Below are 23,139 nucleotides of genomic sequence, written 5' to 3' on the forward strand. Positions count from 1 at the left end.
GCGAGCGTCGTCAGGCCGTCTTCTTCCGAAAGCGCCTGCAGGATGGAGTTGGTCCGCAAGAGGTCGAGCGACACGTGACCATAGGCTTCAATCGCCTCATTGATCGTCGAAAGCTCGCGGAACAGCGGCCGCCGCAATCTTAGCGTTCGCTTCTCGTGACGGTCGATCGATCGCAGGCCCTCGATCGCCGAGTTGATGGGGCGAATGATGTGCCTTGCGACCACATAGATCGCGCCGACGGCAATGAGAACAGGTAGCGTCAGGATAATGATCCACGCTACCTGGATCATCTTCGCAGTGCGCTGGATATCGCCGGACATGCCATAGGCTAGAACGGCGGCGTCGCTCACGATGGATTGGCTGAGCTGGTCCGTAACTCGCATGGCGCTTTGATAGATTTCGAGTGCCTGTCGCTCCAGCTCCGCCCTGATGGCAGGGTCAGGGCTTGCATCGCCTGCATCCATCTTGCGAACCTGGTCTCGAAGCGCCACGATCTGCTTGACGTGCGTGCTGACCTGCTGGACCCCCTTCGCCAACTGATCGTTCTCGTCGAGCGTGAAGCTCTGGGCGAGCACATGCGTTTGCAGTTGTAGCTGGCGCTCCAGTTCACGGTCCTTCGCTAGGTAGATCGAGCGCGCCAGCGATGCCAGCCGCTCGACCTTGATCGCGTTGCGGTTCTGGCTCAGCACGAGCGGCAGCTGCTGTTCCTGTGTATAGCGCGCATCGTTCTCTATCTTGCGCAGGAACACGATGGAAAAACCGGCGGCAACCACTGCGTAAAGAAGTACGAATCCGATCAACAGCCTGCCGGCCGTCACCATCGAAATCTGCATTCCTTTTTTGCGCGCTGCCATCAACTAATCACACCTAGTAAATGCTGAACGGAAAATACGTGTTGTTGATGTGGTCATACGTTCCGTTCAGCCGAAGATGGTCGAGAGCTTCATTGACCCTCTTGATCAACTCCATATTACCCTTCTGCGCGGTAATATGCGCGGAGCTCTTGAGGAAGCCGTTCGTCACCGGATCGCCAACGTAGTCGAACCTGGAATTATCGGGGGACTGAAGGAATGTGAGCAAGTCGATAGAGTCTGCCAGTACCAGATCGACCTCCCCTGCCTGAAGCAGCTTCTGTGCCTCGGGCTCATCTTTCGTCAGCACGATCTTACTCTCGGTATAGGCCTTCTCCAGGTATTCCGATTGGATCGTCTGCCGGCCGGCGGCAATGCGCATGCCCCGCAAAGCGGCGGGCGACACGTCCTTGAACCGATTGGGGTCTCCCGCAAATGCCGAATGCGAGCGATAATAGGAGCTGGAAAATTCCATTCGCTGCGCCCGGGCATCCGTATAGGACATGCTAGCGACAACGAGATCGTAATCGTTCTTTTCGAGCCCGTTGATGATCTCGTCCCAGGGAACCGCAGAAAAGGAACATTCAGCCTTCATGTCCTCGCACACGGCCTTGGCGATATCGACATCGAACCCAACGAGCTTGCCATTGGCATCGATGGAGTTGAAGGGCGGATAGGCGCCTTCCGTTGCAACTCTGAGTTTTAGTGCTTCCGCAGATGCAGTATTCGCGAACAAGTAAAGTGTGACCGTGGCCGCTGCCAGGATTGTCGATTTCATTGTTTGCCGTCCCCAATACCCCCGATGATAGCAGAATCACCCGGATGAGATGAACAAACTATGAGCGATCGGCAATAAATACGAACATGATTGATTTAAGTTAAATATCAGAAGTTGCATTGGATTAGTCGCGCGACGCGTGCAGCATTTCCGTGATTGCCGTTGCGCTGTCCTTGCGTGCAGTCGACGACGAAGGCAGGGTGATGCACCTGGAAGTGCCGATGATCTGGCCGACTAACGGAACGAATTCAGAGGCGGTTATCAGAGTTCAAGTAATGGGGGCGATTTTGATGCCAACGAATTTGCGATCCGCGCTATAAGTTGTGCCAGGGCTGGAGCTGCAACGAGAAGATGAAGCCGACAATATCAGAACAGGAATTCCAGAACATCCTCCGTCGTCTCGAAATTGCGCTGGACGCGTCGCAGATCGGCGTGTGGGAGCACAATGCCGAGACCGGCGAGGTGATCTGGAATTCACAAATGCATCGGCTGTACGGCACCGGCCTGACGCAAAGACGGGTCAGCTCAGAACTCTGGATCAATGCGATCCACCCTGACGATCGAGCAAGGGCCATACAGGATTTCGAGGAGGCAGCCGAACGCAAGAGCGACTATGTCTCCGATTTCAGGGTAGTCCTGCCGAACGGTGATGTTCGCCATATCCGGTCGCGGGCACACTACTACGACGACGGTGATAGCGGCACTTTCGTGGGTGCTGAGTGGGACGTGACGGCCGACGTCATGCTGACCCGCGAACTGTCGCATCAGAAAGCGATCGCCGAAGCCAGGGCGCTTGCGCTAGAAGCAAGCTCGGCGCAGATCGAGTACGCCGCGGAATATGATTATCTGACGGGTCTTCCCAATCGCCGTTTCTTCGACAGACGTCTTTCGGAATTATCCAATGACCCCGATCGTGAGCGGCTTGCTGTGCTCCTTGTCGATCTCGATTACTTCAAGCAGGTAAACGATGCGGCAGGCCATGCGGCAGGCGATGCCGTCCTGAAATCGGCCGCCTTGATGATCGCTTCCGTTGTTCCCGAGGGCGGGTTTGTCGCGCGCATGGGTGGCGACGAGTTCATCATTCTCCTCGCGGATTTCGCGACGATTCGGGAGTTGGAGGTCGTTGCCGACCACATCGTGCGTCTTCTCAAGCAGGGCGTGTCCCACGGGGGGACATTGCTGCAGACCGGGGCCTCCATCGGCGTCGCCTGGGTCAATGACGGCGACGCCGCGGGTCTCTTGGCCGAATCAGATATCGCGCTCTACCGCGCCAAGAAGCTTGGCCGAAACCGGGTCGAATTCTTTGCACCGCATCTGAAAAGCGAGCTTTCGCGAGATCGGCGCATTGCCGAACATGTCAAGCGCGGTCTTGAGCGAGGCGAGTTTGTGCCCTTTTACCAGATCCAAATCGATGCCGATAAACGCAACATCGTCGGCATCGAGGCATTGGCGCGCTGGCGGCACCCCAAGCGCGGCGTGCTCGGCCCCGATTCGTTCCTAAAGGTGACAAACACGCTCGGTCTCATGGCTGACCTCGACGCTGCCATGCTCGAGGCGGTGCTGCGCGACCGGCGGACGTGGCAGGAACGGGGTATCGAAGTACCTCGCATTGCGGTCAACACGTCGGCTGCCCGATTGTCCGATCCGTTACTTATCAACCAGTTGCGCCTCCTGCAGATACCGCCACAAGCCATATCGTTCGAACTGCTGGAGACGATCTTTCTCGACGAGATCGAGGACGAGGTCCTTCTCAACATTTCCCTGCTGAAGCAGATGGAGATCGACATCGAAGTTGATGACTTCGGTTCGGGACACGCGTCAATCATTGGCCTTTTGAAGCTTAAACCGAAGCGCCTGAAGATCGATGGACGCCTGGTGATGCCCATCACGATTTCACACGAGCAGAGGAGCCTTGTCGGCTCGATTGTCGGCATAGCGCGAGCGCTTGGTATCGGCGTGATAGCGGAAGGCGTTGAAACAAACGAGCACGCCAAGTTGTTGCGGCGCCTCGGCTGCGACACGCTTCAAGGCTATGCGATTGCATATCCTGTCCCCGCCGCGGAATTGGGCGCGCGACTGCTTGTCGAGCAAGGAAGAAGCTCTAGTGTTCCGTAAATGAATTTGGCGTCAGGCCTTCGTTGATCCTTCCGATTGGGAAGGGTTTCTGAAAGTATCCACGGGCTCCTAAAAAATTTAGTTCCCGGTTTGCCGCCATCGCGGCCAGTTCATCCTCATCGTGGATGCCGCTTTCGAACATCGCGATGATCGTGCGCGCAAGTTCGTTGCAGCGCGGATCGGTCTTCGGACAGCGGTCAAGCAGGATCGAAGCGCGGTTGTGCGCGCGCTGCATGACCTCCCAGTCAGTCGTCGTAAATATGCGTCGGTCGAGATCCAAAAAGGCCATGACACGCTCCCATCACAAGGCGAGAACACATCCATGATCGCGGGTCGCCTCCCGCTCGCATGGGATCAGCTAAGCGCATTTTCCAAAGGGCGGCAAATCGAATTTAATTCCTCTTTTCCGCGCACCACTTACCGCAATGCGGAATCGCATCTCGCGATCGCAGATTCCTCAAGCCGCGTTCCAGCAAGGGATCGGACATCAGTTCGCGCCTTCAAGCAGCCGCATCAAACCGGTCTCGGGGCCACTCAAACCTTTCCGAAAGGGTGAGCGCAATAGAGCGCTGCCGAGTTCGCCGGCATTGAAACTTTCGATCACCAGCGGGTGCACATAGCTCGAGCGCGTCACGGCCGGGGTGTTGCGAAGGAACTCGCTGACATGGCGCATGGCTGCGGCGACGGCACGCTTGCGTGCGGAGTCGCTCTGCGCTTCGATGCCTGCAAGGAATGCGAGCGCCCGGGCCGAACCGTGAAACGTCCGGAAGTCCTTGGCGCTTACCTTGGAGCCCGAGATCTCGCGCAAGTATTCGTTCAGCTTCCCGGCATGTAGCTTTCGCCACCGTTTCTCGTCCTTGTATTGAAATAGTCTGCCACGCCGCTTCAAGGTACGCAGCCGCTTGACGGCGGATGGATCCTTGATCGTTATCTCATTCGTTTTCTTGGACTTTCCCGCGAAGACGAAACTTGCGACATTGCCATCGATCTTGAGGTCGCTGCTCTTGAGCGAAGCGATGCCGCGCCCGCCGTCCTTGGCATATTTCTCGTGGCCCGCCCGAAATGCCTTCTGGTCGATCAGCTTGATCGCGAGTGCTGCGAGGGGCTTTCCCGACGTCGGTTTGCTGCGCATGTCCCGGAGGATTCGCTTGCGGATGCGCGGCAGCGCCTTGCCGAACGCCAGCAGGCGGTTTGTCTTCATGCTGTTGCGCACTGTCTCCCACTTCGGGTGGTATATGTATTGCCGACGCCCCAGAATGTCCTGCCCGACAGCCTGTATGTGGCCTTTGGCGCTGCCGCAGCAACGTACTTCGGTCCAGGCCGGTGGAATGACCAGAGCGATTATACGGGCTTTATCCTTGGGGGAAACGGGCTTGCCATCGTTACGCGCGTAGCGGAATCCATCCTTCAGCGGCTGGCGTATCAGGTTAAAATCTGCCGGATCGACCAATGTCAGGCCAAGTTCCTTGGCATAATCCTCATAGTCGCGCTGCAACGTCGTCTCCACATGTCTATTGCCGAGAAACGTGATTGAGGCGAGACTGTTCCAACGCCGAATGAGGCGTAACGCAATAAAGGGAGGAATGAACATGGCGAAACTTGCTCTCTATGTGCCGCTCGAAGCAAAACCGGGCAAGGAGGAAGAGGTCGCGGCCTTTCTCAAGTCTGCCTTGCCGCTCGTCAACGAAGAAGCTGGAACCGTCGCCTGGTTCGGTATTCGCCTCGGTAAGAGCAGCTTTGCGATCTTTGATGCATTTCCGGATGAAGGTGCGCGCGACGCCCACCTTACCGGCAAGGTTGCTGCAGCCTTGATGGCGCGAGCGGATGAACTTTTCGCTACTCCGCCTCAGATCAACAAGCTTGAGGTGCTGGCGGCGAAACTGCCATAAAACTGCATCGTAACTATTCGATGGTTTGAAGCATTCGTGCGGGACTTCAAGGAAAGGTAGACATGGCTCCTCGTTCTTTCTGGAAAGGGTATCTGAAACTCTCTCTCGTGACCTGTCCGGTGGCGATGGTGCCTGCAACGACGGATCAGGAAAAAGTGCGGTTTCACACGCTGAACCGGAAGACCGGTAACCGCGTCGTCAGCCAATATGTCGATTCGGTCAGCGGCAAGGCCATCGACGAGGACGACCAGGTCAAAGGCTACCAGCGCGGCGAGGATGAATATGTCTTGCTCGAGGACGATGAGATCGATGCCGTTGCGCTCGAAAGTACTCGCACGATCGACATCGAGATGTTCGTGCCGCGCGAGAGCATCGAATGGATTTGGTATGACAAGCCTCACTACCTTACGCCCGACGATCCGGTCGGCGAGGAAGCTTTCGCCGTCATCCGCGAGGGGATGGTGGCGACAGGGCGAGTTGGCATTTCCCGTCTCGTCATGTACCGCCGCGAGCGGGCGGTGATGCTCGAGCCACGGGGTCGCGGCATCGTGCTTTGGACGCTGCGCTACGGTGATGAGGTGCGCGAGGCTGACTCTTATTTCGGCGATATTCCGACCGGCAAAACCGACCCAGAACTAATGAAACTGGTGCAGACGCTTATCGAGGAGCGCACGAAACCTTGGGATCCGAACATGGCGGATGATCCCGTGCAGGATCGCCTGCTTGAAATCATCGCGGCCAAGAAAAAGGGCAAGAAGCGTCCGGCAAAGGCCAAGGCGGTGGAGGCGGAAGAGGCTCCCAGCAACGTCATCAACATCATGGATGCGCTCCGGAAAAGTATCGCCGGCGAGAGCAAGCCGACAAAAAAGCGCTGAGCGTCTTTAGTTTTTATAGGAACACTCCAGGCTCTAGGCTTTCTTCGATCGAGCAGCCTTCGGCTTTTCGATGGGGGCGGCAGCGGCGCGAAAATCCGCCCACGGATCGGCCTTGTAGGAGGCTATGCGGGTCGGTGTATTCAAGACGGTGAAGTAGGCCGGGCCAATTCCGGGCGTGAGTTCGTTCCACTCGAGCGGCATTGAAACGGCGGCACCCGCCCTTGCGCGCGTCGAATAGGGTGCAACTGCGGTGGCGCCACGCTGGTTGCGCAGATAGTCGATGAGAACCTTACCTGTGCGCTTCGCCTTGGTGATCGTGGAGACATAAAGGCTTGGACTGTCGGCGGCCATTGAATCGGCAATCGCCTTGGTGAAGGCTTTTACCTCCGGCCACGCGGCCTTGGGCTTAACCGGCGAGACGACATGGAGACCCTTGCCGCCGGAGGTCTTCAGGAAGGCTTTGAGGCCTGCCTGTTCGAGCCGGTCGCGCGTTTCCTCCGCAGCCTTTATGACCTGTTCCCAAGGAACGCCGTCGCCGGGATCAAGGTCCATGATGATCATGTCCGGATGTTCCCAATCCTTCACGGTCGAGCCCCAGGGGTGGATTTCGAGTACCGCTGCTTGCACGAGGCTGATCAGCCCGTCGAGATCCTTGATGCTTATCAGGGGCTCCTCATCCTTGTCCTTTGGATCCTTGACAAGAACGATGCTCGGGTTGAGGCCCTTCCATGCGTGCTTCTGGAAAAATGATTGCCCGGCAATTCCTTCCGGGCTCCTCAGCAGCGCGAGCGGCCGCCCGACAATAAAGGGCGAGATAAAGGGCCAGACTTCGGTGTAATAATCCGCCAGTCCCTGCTTGGTCACGCCCTGGTCGGGCCAGTAGATGCGGTCGGGATGGGTAAGTTTCACGGTAGACCTCTCCGGTTTGGTCTGGCCACTCACCTTCGGCGTTTCCCGGACGACCTCCAAGGGCGGCTTGTCCTCGCGCAAGCCGCGGAATGAGGCATGGCGCAGATTATTGTCGGCGGTCCAGGTGCGGAACTCGACGTCGGCGACAAGCTGCGGCTTGACATACCGCACCTGACGCGCCGCGTCGGCGGTGAGGCGCGTGGCAATGGGGCTTTCGGGCTGGCGGATGCGTTCCAGCCGGCGGTAGAGATCTTCGGCTACAGCCGTGCTGTAGCCGGTGCCGACACGGCCGACATGTTCAAGCTTCTTGCCATTATAGACTCCCATCACCAGCGAGCCGATCGCCTTGCGCGACGTGGTGGAGGGCACATAGCCGGCGATGACGAATTCCTGCTTGTGCGAGCATTTCGCTTTGATCCAGCTCTTGCCGCGGCCCGATCGATAGGGCGCATCACGCAGTTTTGATACGATGCCTTCAAGGCTGAGACGGCAGGCATGGGAGAGAATATTCTGCCCATCGCCTTCGAAATGCTCGCTGAACCGGATCATACCCGTGCTGGCTCCGACCAGCTTTTGCAGGATTGCTTTGCGTTCCAGCAAGGGCAGGGCCTGCAGGTCGTAACCGTCGAGGTGAAGAAGATCGAAAACGTAGAAGATGAAACGGTCGGTTCGGTCACTGCTGAGATCGGCCTGCAAGGCGGAAAAATCCGAGGCCCCGGCGGACGCTTCGACGACGAGTTCGCCGTCGATCAATGCAGTGCCAACCGCAAGGTCCTGCAGCGCGGCAATGATTTCCTTGCCGAACTTCTTCGTCCAGTCGAGGCCCGTGCGGGTGAGCAGCTTGACCCGGCCAGCCTCAATGCGCGCCTGCAGCCGGTAGCCGTCAAACTTGATTTCGTGGATCCAGCGTTCGCCGGATGGGGGCTTCGTGGAAAGCGATGCCAAAGCGGGCTCGACGAACGTGGGAAGCTTGGACTGCTTGGCACCCTTGACGCTCGACGGGTCTGGCAGACTGATTTCGATTGTTGGCGTAGCTGCCTTTTTCGAAGGCTTGGGTTTCGGCGCGTCCTTGTCGATCTTGCCTGTCTTGGAGGACCATCCCGGTGCCTCGCCGGCCACATCGCCAATATCACGTCCGGTCTTTACCGATTGCGGTTTTTCTTCAAGGATGTCCGGATCGCCCGGCGTGCGCGCAGCATCGTCCTCGCCCTTGATCAAAAGCCAGTTCTCGCGCTTTTCACGCGGGCGGCCCTGCATGCGTACAAGGTGCCATCGTCCTGAGAGTTTCTTGCCGTGAAGCTCGAATTCGAGATGACCTTTCGCATAGCCGCGTTGCGGATCAAAAACCGGTGTCCAGGTACCGCTATCCCAGACGATCACCGTACCACCGCCATATTCGCCTTTGGGGATGGTGCCTTCGAAGTCGCCATATTCGAGCGGATGATCCTCGACATGAACGGCGAGACGTTTTTCACCTGGAACAAGGCTTGGGCCGCGCGTAACGGCCCAGCTCTTCAGAACGCCATCCATCTCCAGGCGGAAATCATAGTGAAGCCGTGTCGCATCGTGCTTCTGGACGACGAAACGGTTACCGGTTTTGGTGGCCTTGCGGCCCTTGGGTTCCGGGGTGGTCTTGAAATTGCGTTTCTTCCGGTAGGTTTCGAGCGCAACCATAAGTCAGACCCAGCTCTAGCTTGCTTTTCGCCTTGCGGGTTCGGCCTTGGTCTTCGTGCCTGCCGCCTTCTTCGGCGCGGCCTGCTTTGTCATCATGCCAGCGCTTTCAAGCAGTGCCTGCATGAGATCGACAACCTTCTCCGATTTCTGCGGTTTGCGCGTGGGGATTGCCTTTCCCTCGAGCTTGGCCTTGACCAGTTCGGCAAGCGCGGATTCGTAGCGGTCGGTATATTTCGAGGGATCGAACGAGCCGCGCTTCGTATCGATAATATGCTTGGCGAGTTCAAGCATCTCGCCTTTGATCTTCATGTCGGGCACGTCGTCGAATGCCTCCTTTACGGAGCGAACCGCGTAGTTGAACTGCAGCGTGGTAGCGAGGAGCCCGGCATCATCGGGACGTATGAGCAGCGTGCGGACACGGCGGAACAGCACGGTCTGCGCAAACGCTGCGACTTTCTTGGCCTTCAGCCCCTCGCGAATAAGAGCAAATGCTTCCTGGCCATGTTTGTCGCCGGGTGTCAGGTAATAGGGTTTGTCGAAATAGAGGTCGTCGATTTGGTCAAAGGGGACGAATGCCTCGACATTGAGGGTCTTGTCGCTCTCCGGAATGGCGGCCGCGACCTCTTCGGGTTCGAGGACGATGTAGTCGTTCGAGCCGACCTCGTAGCCCTTGACTTGGTCGTCCTTTTCAACCGGCTTGCCGCTGTCGCTGTCGATGAACTGGCGCATCACCCGGTGTCCGGTGGCGCGATTGATCGTATGGAAAGCGATGCGATCTGATGTCGACGCGGCTGTATAAAGGCTCACGGGGCAACTGAGCTCCGCAACTTTCAGATAGCCTTTCCAGTTTGCACGTGGCGCCAATACTCAACTCCTTCGGCTACGCAACAAATGCCGGGGAACACGGTTGGTTCCGACCTTGGTAGCATACTATGCCGAAATTGTTAAATTGCGATAGTGCGTGCTTTCACATGCGCGGCGCGACCTGCTCCCCAGCCGAAAATGGCGACTCCAACGCCCAGCGATACAAACAGGATCGAAGTTGCGGCGTAGCTGCCGGTGAGGCTGTGGATCAAGCCGACAAGAAGCGGTCCGACGGCGGCGAGCATATAGCCGACGCATTGCGCCATGCCGGAAAGGTGCGATGCGACATGGGCGTCGGGTGAGCGCAGGACGATGATCGTCATGGCAATGGCGATGAGACCGCCTTGGCCAAGACCTTGCAACACCGCCCAGAACCAGACGGTCGACAGCGGTGCGAAGAGAAAACCCATAAGCCCGGTGAGGGCGAGGCTGATCAGGATGAGGTTGACGAATCGCTGATCCCTGCAGCGCACGGCGATCGACGGCACGAACAGGCAGGCAAAGACCTGGACCATGACCGAAACCGAAACGACAAGGCCTGCCGTTACCCCATCCATGCCGCGCTCGCGCAGGATCGGCGACAGCCACCCGAAGATGCAATATGCCAGGGCAGACTGTAGACCCATGAATAATGTCACTTGCCACGCGAGCTTGTCGCGCCAAAGCCCATCTACCCTGAAACCCGCATGCTTGGTGCGGACTTTTCGGAAGAAGGCGTGCGGGAACCAGATCCCCGCAACCAATAGCGCCGGTAGCGCCCAGGCACCGAGCGCGAGCGACCACGAGCCGCCGAGGATGCGTTGCAGTGGCAGGGTGAAGCCCGCCGCAGTGGCGGCGCCGGCGCAAAGGGCCATCGTATAGAGTCCTGTCATGAGGCCCGTGCGGCTGGCGAAGTCACGCTTAACAAGACCGGGGAGGAGAACGTTGCCGATGGCGATGCACGCACCGGCGAGTGCTGTACCGATGAACAGCAACGGCAGTGATTGCAAGCCGCGCAGGGCAGTGCCGAGTGCGAGGAAGAGTAGGACGCCGAGCAAGGTGCGTTCCGCGCCGATGCGCTGCGCCAGCTTCGGCGCGAGTGGCGCAAAGATGCCAAGGCAAACGACAGGGAGTGTCGTCAAGACACCCGCTCCAAAAGAGGACAGGCCGGTCTGGGCGATGATCTCCGGCAGCAGCGCCGAGGCGCTTGAAAACACGGGGCGGAGATTGAAGGCGATGAGAACAAGGCTGAGGCCGGTGAGAATAGCGACGGCGCGGCTCGAAAATACCGGCGGGCGCGGCTGCGGAACACTGTCGGCTTCCGCATTGATGAGTTGTTCGCTGACGATCGCTTCAACCCGGGATTTGGATGGCATGTGATTCATGATGCAAGCAGCCGATCGATTTCTTCAAGAATGGGAGCCATGAACGCTCGGGTTGTCGACGCGGCAAGGTCGGGGTCGCCCGAGGCGATCGCATCGACGATCGAAAGATGGGCGGCCATATCGGGCTCAGGGAGCTCGCCCGTCACCGTCGCCTTGATGACTTCCTGGATGGAGACCGAGAAGAAGTCGTAGACTTCGACAAAGGCGAGATTGCCCGACGCAGCAACAACAGCCTTGTGAAAGGCGAGGTCGCGCTGAACATAGCGATCGTGATGGACCGGATCATATTCGCCGCGATCAGCGAGCAGTTGCCGCAAATGCACCAGTGTTTCCGGTGTGTGTCGCGCTGCGGCTAGCCTAGCCGCTTCGACTTCGAGCGCGCAGCGGGTTTCGACCTGGTCGCGCAGGCCGGTGCGCCGCATACGCAAGAGGCTTTCATCCGTATCGATAACGGAAAGGACATAGGTTCCCGATCCCTGACGGGTCTCGAGGAAACCTTGCGCGACAAGCACGCGTACCGCTTCGCGCACCGTGCCGCGGCTGACAGCAAGCATATCGGCGAGGGTTGCCTCGTTTGGTATGCGGTCGCCGACCCGCCAGCGACTGGCGGTAATTTCGGCCCGGATATTGTTGACCGCCGTTTCGGCAAGATTGGTGCGCGCCGCTGGCTGCATAAGGGCAAAGTCCTAAAGTCATCTGATGACTTGACTAGTATGATTCAGAGTTAAGTTTGTCAAGACGCGCCTCGCGTCGGACGGCCCCGGGAAGGACTCAGTGTCGACGGGAGAGCTCGCGCGTCGCGGCCTCGATACCCGCCAGGGTCAGCGCGTACATGCGATGCGCGAATATACTGCGGATCATGGCGGTGGACGCCGTGTAATCCCAGTAGGCCTCCTTGGTGGGATTGATCCACACAGCGTTCTTCCACTGGTCGAGCACTTGAGCCAGCCAGTTAGCACCCGCCTTCTCATTCCAATGTTCGACCGAACCGCCGGGATGCGAAATTTCATAGGGCGCCATCGCGGCGTCGCCAACGAAGATGACCTTATAGTCGGGGCCATATTTATGGATGACATCCATGGTCGGCATGCTTTGCGTATAGCGGCGGCGGTTGTCCTTCCACACGGATTCGTAAAGGCAGTTGTGAAAGTAGAAATACTCCATGTGCTTGAATTCGGAGCGCACGGCCGAGAACAGTTCTTCGGCGACCCTGATGTGTTCGTCCATGGAGCCGCCGACGTCAAAGAACATCAGGAGTTTCACATGGTTGCGCCGTTCAGGCCGCGTTCTCACGTCGAGATAGCCGTGCTCGGCTGTTGATCGGATCGTGCCGGAGAGGTCGAGTTCATCCTCCGCACCCTCGCGGATCCAGCGCCGGAGACGTTTGAGCGCCACCTTGATGTTACGCGTGCCGAGTTCGACGCTGTCGTCGAAATTCTTGAACTCGCGCCTGTCCCATACCTTGACGGCGCGTCGGTGGCGGCTCTCGTCCTGGCCGGTCCGCACCCCCTCGGGATTGTAGCCATAGGCACCGAAAGGCGACGTGCCGGCTGTCCCGATCCATTTCGAGCCGCCTTGATGCCGTCCCTTTTGCTCTTCGAGCCGCTGGCGCAGCGTTTCCATCAGCTTGTCGAAGCCGCCGAGCGCTTCGACCAGTTTCTTCTCCTCGTCGGTCAGATGCTTTTCGGCGAGCTTGCGCAGCCAATCCTCGGGAAGGTTGGCGATGTTGATCCCATCTTCGCCGCCAAGTGCTTCTATGCCCTTGAAGACATGGCCGAATACCTGGTCGAATCGGTCCATATAGCGCTCGTCCTTTACGAGGGCGGAGCGCGCGAGATAGTAGAAACCCTCGACATCATAATCGACGAGCCCCGCTTCCATGCCTTGGAGCAACGTCAGATATTCCAGCAATGAAACGGGAATACGCGCTGCCTTGAGCTCGAGGAAGAAGGGAATGAACATCAGACCATTTTCACATATTTGATGAACGGCGTGACCTTGGCGATGCGGTCGTAGAGTTGGCGCGCGGTGGTGTTGTTCTGGTTGGTCGTCCAATAGACCGAATGCGCGCCGGCTTTCGTGGCTTCGGCGTGTACCGCTTCGATCAGCGCGCGCCCGATGCCCTTGCCGCGTACTTGCGGGTCGGCAAAGAGGTCCTGCAGGTAGCAGATGTTTTCGATGCTCCAGCAATGGCGGTGAAACAGATAATGGGTGAGGCCGACCGGCTTGCCATCAAGTTCCGCGATGAAGCCGCTATACTCATGAGCTTCGCCCGACGTCAGTCGGTCGAACGTTGTTCGATACACCGATTCCGGAACGGTGGTTTCATAGAAGGTGAGATAGCCGGTCCAAAGCCGGCGCCATTCAGCTTCGTCCGATTTCGCCAATGGGCGAATTTCTACGCTCATCCCTGTCTCCTTGCCATGAAAGCCAAACGTTCGAACAGATGGACATCCTGTTCGTTTTTCAGCAGCGCACCATGCAGCTTTGGCAGCATATGCTTTGGATCGGTCCGCAGATCCTCCGGTGCGATGTCATCTGCGACAAGCAGCCTGATCCAGTCGAGCGCCTCGGAGGTCGAAGGCTTCTTCTTCAGGCCCGGAACATCGCGAATCTCATAGAACTGAGTAAGGGCGGCGCGCACCAGATTTTGCTTGATGCCCGGATAGTGTACCTCGACGATCTTCGCCAAAGTATCGACATCCGGAAAGCGGATATAGTGGAAGAAACAGCGCCGCAGGAAAGCGTCGGGCAACTCTTTCTCATTGTTGGACGTAATCACGACGATCGGCCGATGTGCGGCGCGGATGGTTTCGCCGGTTTCGTAGACGAAGAACTCGTTGCGATCGAGTTCCTGCAAAAGGTCATTGGGAAATTCGATGTCTGCCTTGTCGATCTCGTCGATAAGCAACACCACCTTTTGCTCCGCAGTGAATGCGTCCCATAGCTTGCCGGGCTTGATATAGTTGGCAATGTCATTGAATCGGGCGTCGCCAAGCTGGGAATCGCGCAGGCGGCTGACGGCATCATATTCGTAGAGGCCCTGCTGCGCCTTGGTCGTCGATTTGACGTTCCACTCGATGAGCTCAAGACCGAGCGCCGCGGCAATCTGACGGGCGAGCTCCGTCTTGCCGGTCCCAGGCTCGCCTTTGACCAGGAGCGGGCGCTCCAATGCGATTGCGGCATTCACCGCGATCATCAGATCCTTTTCGGCCACGTAGGCCGCCGTGCCTTCAAAGCGCATCATCATCCCTTTCGTGAGCCCGCGAGATTAGGATTGCGGCAGCGCCGGGGCAAGAGGTTGAAATTAGCCCACAACGGTACTGGTGCAATTCCGTCCGCCGTCCTATATTTGTCATGGCGCTCTGCGCTTCTCGACAGGAGAGACTTATTCCCCGGGGCCTTAATGATCCCTTAGGGAGCTGTCCCTGAGGAGGCCCGTGGGCCTCTTCACACGGCGCCCACCTACTTTGTAGGTTCCCGGGATCGACTTCTCCATCGGTTGTGTGGACGCCACTTTTGTTTTTCAAGCTTCCAAAGCCTTGCTGTGACGCATCACTCCCCCATCAAAGAGCTGAAGAAAAAACTGCGCCTCGAGGCGCTCGGGCGGCGCGACGCGCTGACCACCGAGGCGCGGATCGAGGGGTCGATGCGCATTGCCGAGATCGGTCTCGCTTCGTTTAAGCTCGATGCCGGCGCCATTGTTTCTGGCTTCTGGCCCATCCGCTCCGAAGTCGACCTGCGCCCGCTGCTTTTTGGCCTGCGAGAACAGGGCGCAAAACTCTGCCTGCCAGCCATCATAGACAAGCATACAATCCTCTTTCGCGAACTCGTGCGTGGCGCGCCGATGGTCGATACCGGTTTCGGTACGGCTGGTCCGCCCGAGGATGCCGCAGTCTTGGATCCGACATTCATGCTAGTGCCACTCGCCGCGTTTGACGCGCGCGGGCACCGCATCGGCTACGGCGCCGGCTATTACGACCGGGCGATCGCACGGCTCGAGGACAAGGGGCTCAAGCCGCGCCTCATCGGCGTGGCATTTGATTGCCAGGAGGTTGAAATCGTGCCCGATGAGCCGCATGACATGCCCTTGGAGGCCATCCTGACGGAAAGCGGGTTGCGCAGCCTCAATCGGACGGATAAATCCCTTTGATGCAAGACTCGCCAAGGATGGCAGCTGACCTGGGATGTGCGCGTGAGATTACTTTTTCTAGGTGACATGGTGGGCCGGTCAGGGCGAACTGCTGTCTACGAGCAGTTGCCTGGTCTGATATCGGACCTCAAACTCGATTTCACTATCGTCAACGGCGAGAACGCCGCGGGCGGCTTCGGCATCACCGAGGAAATCTTCCACGACACGATCAATGCCGGCGCGGACGTCGTTACCACCGGCAACCATGTTTGGGACCAGCGCGAGGCGCTGGTTTTTGCCGCCCGCGAGGAGCGGTTCCTGCGCCCTGCAAACTTCCCGCTCGGAACGGCCGGCAAGGGGTCGGGACTTTTTCTTGCCAAGAATGGCGCACGCGTCCTTGTCGCCAACATCATGGGTCGGGTCTTCATGCATCCGGACCTGCATGATCCCTTTACCGTGGCCGAGGAAATCCTCGCTGCCTGTCCGCTTGGTGAACAGGCCGATGCCGTCGTTTTCGATTTTCACGCCGAGGCGACCAGCGAGAAGCAGTGTTTCGGCCATTTCGTCGATGGCCGCGCGAGTTTCGTCGTCGGGACGCATACCCATGTGCCGACGGCGGATACGCAAATCCTTAATGGCGGCACGGCCTATATGTCCGATGCCGGCATGTGCGGCGACTATGATTCCTCGCTCGGCATGGACAAGGAGGAGCCGCTCAACCGGTTCCTGTCCAAGGTGCCCAAGGGACGTTTCGAGGCAGCGAGCGGCAAGGCAACGATCTGCGGCGTCGGCGTCGAGATTTCGGATCGGACCGGCCTTGCCGAGAAAATTGCACCACTGCGCATCGGTCCGCGCTTGGAGGAGACCATTCCCTCATTCTGGAAATAATTTGAACTTGGCGCGAAGGGTCACCACCTGCGCGTCTAAAAAGACTTCGAACCATCATCTATTGTCTTCGATTTGCACCATCCGGGCCAACAGCAACGCAGGAACGACCCCCATGGAAGCGCTACTTTCTCATTTCGATTTCATCTTTCAGCCCGCGGGTCTCATCGCCCTTGTCACGCTTGTCGTGATGGAGGTCGTCCTCGGGATCGACAATCTCATTTTCATTTCAATTCTCACCAACAAATTGCCGAAGGAAAAGCAGGCGCGAGCCCGGCGGCTCGGCATCAGCGCTGCCCTGGTGCTGCGCCTTGTTCTGCTCTTTACGATTTCGATCATCGTGCAATTGACCGAACCGGTGTTCGAAGTCTTAGGACACGGATTCTCCTGGCGCGACCTCATCCTCATTGCCGGCGGCCTCTTCCTGGTCTGGAAGGCGACAAAGGAAATCCATCATAGCGTCGATCACGAAGACGCCAAGGAAGATGTAATCGGCAAGGCCGTTACGTTATCGATGGGCACAGCGATCACGCAGATCCTTCTGCTCGACCTTGTTTTTTCGGTGGATTCGATCATTACGGCGGTCGGCATGACCGATGAAATCGCGATTATGGTCATCGCCGTTCTTGCCGCCGTCACTGTCATGCTGCTGGCGGCCGAGCCCTTGTCGAGGTTCATCGCTGCCAATCCAACTATCGTCATGCTTGCCCTCGGATTCCTTCTGATGATAGGCATGACTCTCATTGCCGATGGTTTCGGTTTTCACGTGCCGAAAGGTTACATTTATGCGGCAATGGGCTTCTCGGCTCTCGTCGAAGGGCTTAACATGCTTGCGCGGCGCAGGAGAAAGAAAAGCCGTTGATGTGTTTCTTCCGCCAACCCAGAATTTTGACACAAGGACGTCCACTTGATGAACCCGACTCTCTCTGAAGCTTTCGTTCCCCTGAAGCTCGCTAACCGGCCGCTCGTCTACAAGGCACTCGCTGTCCTGATCGGAACGGCTTTCCTTGCCGTCAGCTCCTGGGTATCCGTGCCGATGATCCCGGTACCGGTGACCATGCAGACCTTCGCGGTCACCATGGTCGGAGCGCTCTATGGCTGGCGCCTTGGCGGCCTGACAGTTATTGCCTGGCTGGTCGAAGCCATGGTCGGGATGCCGGTGCTGGCTGGCGGGGCATTCGGGCTTGCACCTTTTGCCGGACCGACTGCGGGCTATCTCTTTGCGTTCCCGGTCGTCGCAGCCTTTGTCGGCTATCTCGCCGAGCGTGGCCTGACACGTAATCCGTGGTCATCCTTTGCGGTCATGCTTCTCGGCAATGCCCTGTGCCTGGTGCTCGGCGCATCCTGGCTGGTTCAGCTTTTTGGCCTTGAAACGGCCTGGGTGTCGGGCGTTGCTCCGTTCATCGTCGGCGGCATCCTCAAATCGGCTCTCGCTGCCGCCATCATCGAGGCACTGCGCCGCTCAGGGGTCATGGTTCGCTTGAGTTGACAATCAGGCTTCGCCCGCACCACCTCCTGTGCATGCTGACCTATGTCGGCAAAGGCTACAGCGAGGCCTTCACAGCCAATTATGACGAGGTCATCAAGCGGCTGGCGGCGGGCGAAGACATAGAGATCGGCGAGGGGCCGGATGATATCTGTGCCCCTTTGCTTAGCGAGACCGACCCCCACTGCCTGTGGGACAGCGTTTTGGAACGCGACGCCAAGGCTGCGGATGCGGTGGCCAAATTGCTTGCACGGCCACTGAACACTGGCGATATAATCGAGCTTGACGCCGGCCTGTTGCGGAAATTGCGACAGGAGTTCAAGAAGGGCGGGTCTCGCGAGGCCTGCGGTGGTTGCGAATGGTTTGATCTGTGTTCGAACATTTCGCGGGCTAATTTCCCCGACGTACGGCTGACACGGTAAAAACGCTCTAAGGTTTGCTTTCGCTGTGGCTGGACGCGCGATACGATTTTCCCTATAAGGGCGCCATTCCAGCAGCATGCTTCCGCTAGGTGTAGCCCGCAGCGTCAAATTGCAGGGCCTCCGGCGTGAAACATCAGCTAACATATCAAAGCACGCAGGGGTGCCATGGCAGGCCATTCACAGTTCAAGAACATCATGCACCGCAAAGGGCGCCAGGACGCCGTGCGGTCGAAAATCTTCTCCAAGCTTGGCCGCGAGATCACCGTCGCCGCAAAGCAGGGTCTGCCCGACCCGACAATGAATCCGCGCCTGCGTCTGGCCGTTCAGAACGCCCGGGCTCAGTCGATGCCGAAGGACAATATCGAACGCGCGATCAAGAAGGCGGCAGGCGGTGAAGGCGATAACTACGAGGAAGTTCGCTACGAGGGCTACGGCCCGGGCGGCGTTGCCGTGATCGTGGAAGCACTGACCGACAACCGCAACCGCACCGCTTCCAATGTGCGCGCTGCCTTCACCAAGGCTGGCGGCGCGATGGGCGAAACGGGGTCGGTGGGCTTCATGTTCAACCGCGTTGGTGAAATCACCTACAAGCCGGAGGCAGGAAGCGCCGACAAGGTCATGGAGGCGGCAATCGAGGCTGGCGCCGATGATGTCGGCAGCGACGAGGACGGGCATGTCATCCTGTGCGCGTTCGAAGATATTGGCGATGTTTCAAAGGCGCTTGAAAGCGCGCTTGGCGAAGCTGAGTCGGTCAAGGCCATCTGGAAGCCGCAGACCATGGCACCAGTCGATGAAGAGAAAGCTCAGTCGGTGCTCCGCCTCATATCCACGCTCGACGACGATGACGACGTTCAGAACGTCTATGCCAATTTCGAGGTGAGCGACGAAGTTCTGGCCAAGCTCAGCGCGGCCTGATTATTCCAATTCCGCAATGATGCGATCCCGTCAGCTGCAAGGCTGGCGGGATTTTTTATCAGTTCATGGGGCCGTCGCCGCCAAGGGTCTCCATGGTGGGTTCTTCGGGCTTTACCCCGCTTGCCCGGTTGATGAGGACCGTGACGATCCACAAGGCAACGCCGACACCAACAAGTATACCCGCGATCTTGTATTGAACCGGATCACGACCCGTCCATGGGCCGGCAAAGAAAGCGCATGAAATTGCCCCGACGATCGGCAGGAAAGTCGGCGTGCGGAAATGATCGTGGTCGACAGTCTCGCGCCGCAGAATGAGGACCGCGATATTGACGATGGTGAACACGAAGAGGAGGAGCAGCGCGGTCGTCCCCCCAAGCGCAGGCACCTCGCCGACAAACATGATCAGGCCGAATGCCAGCAGCGTCGTGAACGCGATCGCGAGATAGGGCGTGCGGCGTGTCGGATGCACCTTGCCGAAGAGCGGCGGCAGGACGTGTTCGCGGCTCATGCCATAAACGAGGCGGCTTGCCATCAACATGTTGATCAGGGCGCTGTTGGCGACGGCGAACATGGTGATGAAGCCGAAAATCCAGAGCGGGAAGCTCGGCGCGCCCGCCTGCACCACTTTGAGAAGCGGAGTCTCGCCTTCGCCGAGTTCGGCGGGCGGAACGAGTGTGATTGCCGATATTGATACGAGGACGTAGATCGTGCCAGTGATAAGAAGGCCAGCGAGCAGAACCTTTGGGAAAATCCGTGTTGGCTCCTTGCATTCCTCGGCCATGTTGACGGAGTCCTCGAACCCGACCATGGCGAAGAAGGCGAGGGTGGTCGCTGCCATCACCGACCAGAATACGCTGGAATCCGGTGCCGTAGCAAATTGCGTGACACGCGAGACATCACCCTGACCTGCGGAAATCGCCATCAGGCCAATGAAAATGATGATGAGAAGGCCGGTCAACTCAACGACGGTCAGGACCACATTGGCCTTCACGCTTTCGCCGACGCCGCGAAAGTTTACGGCCGCGACAATTGCCATGAAGGCGAGGGCAACAAGCGAGATGCCGATCCCCGTTTCGAGATTGAGCTGGAACGCTCCCGAAAGATTGGCAGCAAAGGCGCGTGAGGCCGTCGATGCGGAGGTGATGCCCGAGCACATCACGGTGAACGCAACGATGAAGGTAATGAAATGAATGCCGAACGCCTTGTGGGTGTAAAGTGCAGCGCCCGCCGCCTTTGGAAATTTCGTCACCAGTTCAAGGTAGCTCAGCGCGGTGACGACTGCGACGACAAAGGCGATAAGAAAGGGAAGCCAGACTACCCCGCCTACCTGTTTTGCCACCTGGCCGGTCAGCGCATAAATGCCGGTTCCGAGGATGTCACCGACGATAAAGAGAAGAAGAAGCCAGGGTCCCATGACCCTGTGAAGACTTGGCTCGACCGGCGTTGCCGATGCCGTTTTAACACCTGAAGTTACGTCGGTCATCGGGCAGTCCTCCCTTTGAGTCGGCTTGGCGTTAGAAAAAGCTATTGGCGAATCAAGTCCTTGTCAATTTGCTTGCCGACATTTCGGAGGTTCCTACCTGTTCTCCCCTTGGGTGTTTAGCCGGCATGTATGCGTAGATGGAGGAACGTACCGGCAGCAAAACTGACCAGGATAACGAGGTCCAGATGGCTCAAAAGCAAAACGGCCCCGCGCGAGCGGGGCCGTTTTAAAAAACTGCCTGGCAGGAAAATTATATGCCGAGGTTGGCGAAGCGGCTCTTGAACTTCGAAACGCGGCCGCCGCGGTCGGTCAGCTGCTGCGAACCGCCGGTCCATGCCGGATGGGTGGACGGGTCGATGTCGAGGTTCATCGTGTCGCCTTCCTTGCCCCAGGTCGAGCGAGTGAGGTATTCAGTGCCGTCGGTCATGACGACCTTGATCGTGTGATAGTCGGGATGAATCTTGGCTTTCATCTTTCTTGTCCTAAACTAGAGGGCGCAAAACTGGAGCCACCATCGATGTGACGAGCCGGTCCGGAGCCGATTGGTAGAGATGAAGCCATACGTCACAGGGCCGTGGGCTTCCAAAACTGTTGGCGAGCCTATACATCAGCCTTTAAGCAATAACAAGGCCGTCTGGTGGTTCGATTCCAACATTCGCTTGCGGTTGAGACGAGGAAACAAGGAAGTATGGCCGATCTGGCTCTTGAAGAAGCGGAAAGAAAGCGGCGTTCGTTGAAGCCGCTGCGCCGCGTCTTTCCATACATGGCCCGTTACAAGGGCATGATCGCTGGTGCGCTCGTCTCCTTGATCGTGGCGGCCGTGACGACGCTGACGCTCCCCCTCGCTGTCCGCCGCATGATCGATCACGGCTTTTCCGACGTGAACGGAGCCTTCATCAACACCTATTTCAGCATGCTTGTCGTGCTTGCCGCGCTTTTGGCCATTGCTTCGGCCGGTCGCTACTATTTCGTCATAACGCTCGGCGAACGTATCGTTTCCGATCTGCGCCACGACGTCTTCGAGCACCTGACCCGCCTCTCTCCCGCCTTCTTCGACAGCACCCAATCGGGCGAGATCGTTTCGCGTTTGACAGCGGATACGACGATGATCAAGTCGGCCGTGGGTGCAACAGCGTCGGTTGCCCTTCGCAACGTCATCCTTGCCCTCGGCGCCATTGTGATGATGGTCATTACCAGCCCCAAGCTTTCGGGCCTCGTGATCGCGGCAATCCCCCTGATCATCATACCACTTGTCGCCTTTGGCCGCTCGGTGCGGCGTCGCTCGCGCGCGGCGCAGGACCGACTGGCGAATGCCACGGCCTATGCCAGTGAATCGATCGTCTCCGTCCGCACGCTGCAGGCCTTCACAAATGAGAAACTCGCAACCCGCCGATTTGCGGCTTCGGTAGAAGACGCCTTCGACGCAGCGCGGTCGTCGGTGATGGCGCGCGCAATACTCACGGCCTTTGCCATCTTCATGATTTTCTCGAGCGTCGTTGCGGTGCTCTGGTTCGGGTCACGTGATGTTCTTGCGGGAGCAATGACTCCGGGCACGCTCGGGCAGTTCCTGCTTTATGCGGTGTTCGCGGCTGGCGCCCTTGGCGCACTGTCTGAAGTTTGGGGAGAAATGTCGCAGGCTTCGGGCGCGGCGGAGCGGCTCATGGAAATCCTGGCCGAACAGCCGACAATCGCGGCCCCGGCCAATCCCGTGGCGTTGCCCCAGCCGCCCGTCGGCAGCGTCGTCTTCGACAGGGTGCGGTTCAACTATCCGAGCCGGCCCGATGCGCCCGCATTGAAGGGCCTCGAATTCGAGATCAAGCCCGGCGAAACTGTTGCGATTGTCGGCCCGTCTGGCGCCGGCAAGAGCACCGTGTTTTCGCTGCTGCTGCGCTATTACGATCCAGTATCCGGCAATATCAAAGTTGACGGCGTCGATTTGCGCAACGCCGATCCGCTCGATCTGCGCTCGCGCATCGCCATCGTACCGCAGGATACGACCATCTTTGCCACGAGCGTGCGCGAGAATATCGGCTTTGGCCGGCCCGGTGCCAGCAACGAGGAGATCGAGGGTGCCGCGACGTCCGCGCTTGCCCATGATTTCATCATGGCCCTTGATCACGGCTACGAGACGCAGGTGGGCGAACGCGGCGTGACACTTTCCGGCGGGCAGCGGCAGCGTATTGCCATTGCCCGAGCGATCCTGCGCGATGCGCCCATCCTGCTCCTAGACGAGGCCACCTCAGCCCTTGATGCCGAGAGTGAAATGCTGGTGCAGAGGGCGCTTGACCACTTGATGCAGGGACGGACGACCCTGGTTATTGCTCATCGGCTCGCGACCGTGCTCAAGGCTGATCGCATCCTTGTCATGGAGGATGGCAAGATCGTCGAGGAAGGCACACACCAGACGCTGGTCAAGCAAAACGGCATCTATGCCGGCCTTGCCAAGCTGCAGTTCGAGGCGGGAGCCGATGCCTTCAAGGGCGCTGCGGAATAGACG

Annotated in this window: 22 protein-coding genes, 1 other RNA gene and 1 pseudogene; 11 read left to right on the top strand and 13 right to left on the bottom strand. The window is 58.5% G+C overall.

Annotated features, from left to right (window positions below; all coding sequences use genetic code 11):
* Positions 1–854 (bottom strand): annotated as a pseudogene (locus tag AAAB35_RS29275) (hypothetical protein); the annotation flags it as partial.
* 13 nt (positions 855–867) lie between these two features.
* The gene (locus AAAB35_RS29280) at positions 868–1,629 is read right to left on the bottom strand and encodes a transporter substrate-binding domain-containing protein (protein ID WP_340671839.1); all 762 of its coding nucleotides are present in this window, start codon (positions 1,627–1,629) and stop codon (positions 868–870) included.
* A 351-nt stretch (positions 1,630–1,980) separates the two neighbouring features.
* Between AAAB35_RS29280 and AAAB35_RS29285 the strand changes: the two genes are divergently transcribed.
* Positions 1,981–3,744 (top strand): EAL domain-containing protein, encoded by a 1,764-nt coding sequence (locus AAAB35_RS29285; RefSeq protein WP_340671840.1) that lies wholly within the window; start codon positions 1,981–1,983, stop codon positions 3,742–3,744.
* On the opposite strand, the gene AAAB35_RS29290 is transcribed toward AAAB35_RS29285, so the two are convergent.
* Positions 3,731–4,033: a hypothetical protein gene (locus AAAB35_RS29290; protein WP_340671841.1), complete on the bottom strand. Its 303-nt coding sequence runs from the start codon at positions 4,031–4,033 to the stop codon at positions 3,731–3,733. The genes AAAB35_RS29285 and AAAB35_RS29290 overlap by 14 nt on opposite strands.
* Positions 4,034–4,231: 198 nt before the next feature.
* The gene (locus tag AAAB35_RS29295; RefSeq protein WP_340671842.1) at positions 4,232–5,335 is read right to left on the bottom strand and encodes a DNA topoisomerase IB; all 1,104 of its coding nucleotides are present in this window, start codon (positions 5,333–5,335) and stop codon (positions 4,232–4,234) included.
* Between AAAB35_RS29295 and AAAB35_RS29300 the strand changes: the two genes are divergently transcribed.
* Positions 5,334–5,633 carry an antibiotic biosynthesis monooxygenase gene (locus AAAB35_RS29300; protein WP_340671843.1) on the top strand — a complete coding sequence of 100 codons (300 nt, stop codon included), beginning with the start codon at positions 5,334–5,336 and terminating at the stop codon, positions 5,631–5,633. The genes AAAB35_RS29295 and AAAB35_RS29300 overlap by 2 nt on opposite strands.
* Positions 5,634–5,695: 62 nt before the next feature.
* Positions 5,696–6,508, top strand: coding sequence for a Ku protein (locus tag AAAB35_RS29305; protein WP_340671844.1), 813 nt, complete (start codon positions 5,696–5,698; stop codon positions 6,506–6,508).
* Between the two features lie 33 nt (positions 6,509–6,541).
* Here AAAB35_RS29305 and ligD read toward each other — a convergent pair whose 3' ends face one another.
* The 7 genes from ligD to AAAB35_RS29340 all read right to left on the bottom strand — a co-directional run bounded on the left by ligD (position 6,542) and on the right by AAAB35_RS29340 (position 14,563).
* Positions 6,542–9,091: a DNA ligase D gene (gene ligD, locus AAAB35_RS29310; RefSeq protein ID WP_340671845.1), complete on the bottom strand. Its 2,550-nt coding sequence runs from the start codon at positions 9,089–9,091 to the stop codon at positions 6,542–6,544.
* A 15-nt stretch (positions 9,092–9,106) separates the two neighbouring features.
* Positions 9,107–9,955 (bottom strand): Ku protein, encoded by an 849-nt coding sequence (locus AAAB35_RS29315; RefSeq protein ID WP_340671846.1) that lies wholly within the window; start codon positions 9,953–9,955, stop codon positions 9,107–9,109.
* 80 nt (positions 9,956–10,035) lie between these two features.
* Positions 10,036–11,319: a CynX/NimT family MFS transporter gene (locus AAAB35_RS29320; protein WP_340671847.1), complete on the bottom strand. Its 1,284-nt coding sequence runs from the start codon at positions 11,317–11,319 to the stop codon at positions 10,036–10,038.
* Entirely contained in the window at positions 11,316–11,993 is a 678-nt protein-coding gene (locus AAAB35_RS29325) for a FadR/GntR family transcriptional regulator (RefSeq protein ID WP_340671848.1), read from the bottom strand. The genes AAAB35_RS29320 and AAAB35_RS29325 overlap by 4 nt, the downstream gene beginning before the upstream one ends.
* Positions 11,994–12,090: 97 nt before the next feature.
* Complete coding sequence (locus tag AAAB35_RS29330; protein WP_340671849.1) at positions 12,091–13,281, bottom strand: VWA domain-containing protein; 1,191 nt, start codon at positions 13,279–13,281, stop codon at positions 12,091–12,093.
* Positions 13,281–13,727, bottom strand: a complete 447-nt coding sequence (locus AAAB35_RS29335) for a GNAT family N-acetyltransferase (protein ID WP_340671850.1) — start codon at positions 13,725–13,727, stop codon at positions 13,281–13,283. The genes AAAB35_RS29330 and AAAB35_RS29335 overlap by 1 nt, the downstream gene beginning before the upstream one ends.
* Positions 13,724–14,563, bottom strand: a complete 840-nt coding sequence (locus tag AAAB35_RS29340; protein ID WP_340671885.1) for a MoxR family ATPase — start codon at positions 14,561–14,563, stop codon at positions 13,724–13,726. Before AAAB35_RS29340 ends, AAAB35_RS29335 begins: the two co-directional genes overlap by 4 nt.
* A gap of 115 nt (positions 14,564–14,678) precedes the next feature.
* On the opposite strand from AAAB35_RS29340, the gene ssrS reads away from it, so the two are divergent.
* From ssrS to AAAB35_RS29375, 7 genes are all read left to right on the top strand, one after another.
* Positions 14,679–14,835, top strand: a non-coding RNA gene (ssrS, locus tag AAAB35_RS29345) — 6S RNA.
* Between the two features lie 31 nt (positions 14,836–14,866).
* Positions 14,867–15,472 carry a 5-formyltetrahydrofolate cyclo-ligase gene (locus AAAB35_RS29350; protein ID WP_340671851.1) on the top strand — a complete coding sequence of 202 codons (606 nt, stop codon included), beginning with the start codon at positions 14,867–14,869 and terminating at the stop codon, positions 15,470–15,472.
* 42 nt (positions 15,473–15,514) lie between these two features.
* Positions 15,515–16,339, top strand: coding sequence for a TIGR00282 family metallophosphoesterase (locus AAAB35_RS29355; protein WP_340671853.1), 825 nt, complete (start codon positions 15,515–15,517; stop codon positions 16,337–16,339).
* Between the two features lie 112 nt (positions 16,340–16,451).
* Positions 16,452–17,198, top strand: coding sequence for a TerC family protein (locus AAAB35_RS29360; RefSeq protein ID WP_340671854.1), 747 nt, complete (start codon positions 16,452–16,454; stop codon positions 17,196–17,198).
* A 48-nt stretch (positions 17,199–17,246) separates the two neighbouring features.
* Positions 17,247–17,825, top strand: a complete 579-nt coding sequence (locus AAAB35_RS29365; protein WP_340671855.1) for a biotin transporter BioY — start codon at positions 17,247–17,249, stop codon at positions 17,823–17,825.
* On the top strand, positions 17,822–18,244 hold the full coding sequence (locus AAAB35_RS29370; RefSeq protein ID WP_340671856.1) for a DUF1284 domain-containing protein: 423 nt from the start codon (positions 17,822–17,824) through the stop codon (positions 18,242–18,244). Before AAAB35_RS29365 ends, AAAB35_RS29370 begins: the two co-directional genes overlap by 4 nt.
* Positions 18,245–18,409: 165 nt before the next feature.
* Complete coding sequence (locus AAAB35_RS29375) at positions 18,410–19,159, top strand: YebC/PmpR family DNA-binding transcriptional regulator (RefSeq protein WP_340671857.1); 750 nt, start codon at positions 18,410–18,412, stop codon at positions 19,157–19,159.
* 58 nt (positions 19,160–19,217) lie between these two features.
* Here the strand turns inward: AAAB35_RS29375 and AAAB35_RS29380 are convergent, their stop codons facing one another.
* Entirely contained in the window at positions 19,218–20,642 is a 1,425-nt protein-coding gene (locus AAAB35_RS29380) for an APC family permease (protein ID WP_340671858.1), read from the bottom strand.
* 250 nt (positions 20,643–20,892) lie between these two features.
* The gene (gene rpmE, locus AAAB35_RS29385; RefSeq protein WP_106667026.1) at positions 20,893–21,114 is read right to left on the bottom strand and encodes a 50S ribosomal protein L31; all 222 of its coding nucleotides are present in this window, start codon (positions 21,112–21,114) and stop codon (positions 20,893–20,895) included.
* A gap of 216 nt (positions 21,115–21,330) precedes the next feature.
* On the opposite strand from rpmE, the gene AAAB35_RS29390 reads away from it, so the two are divergent.
* Positions 21,331–23,136, top strand: a complete 1,806-nt coding sequence (locus AAAB35_RS29390) for an ABC transporter transmembrane domain-containing protein (RefSeq protein WP_340671859.1) — start codon at positions 21,331–21,333, stop codon at positions 23,134–23,136.
* The last annotated feature ends 3 nt before the right edge of the window (positions 23,137–23,139 follow it).

This window comes from Phyllobacterium sp. (assembly GCF_037994425.1).
Taxonomy (GTDB): Bacteria; Pseudomonadota; Alphaproteobacteria; order Rhizobiales; family Rhizobiaceae; genus Phyllobacterium.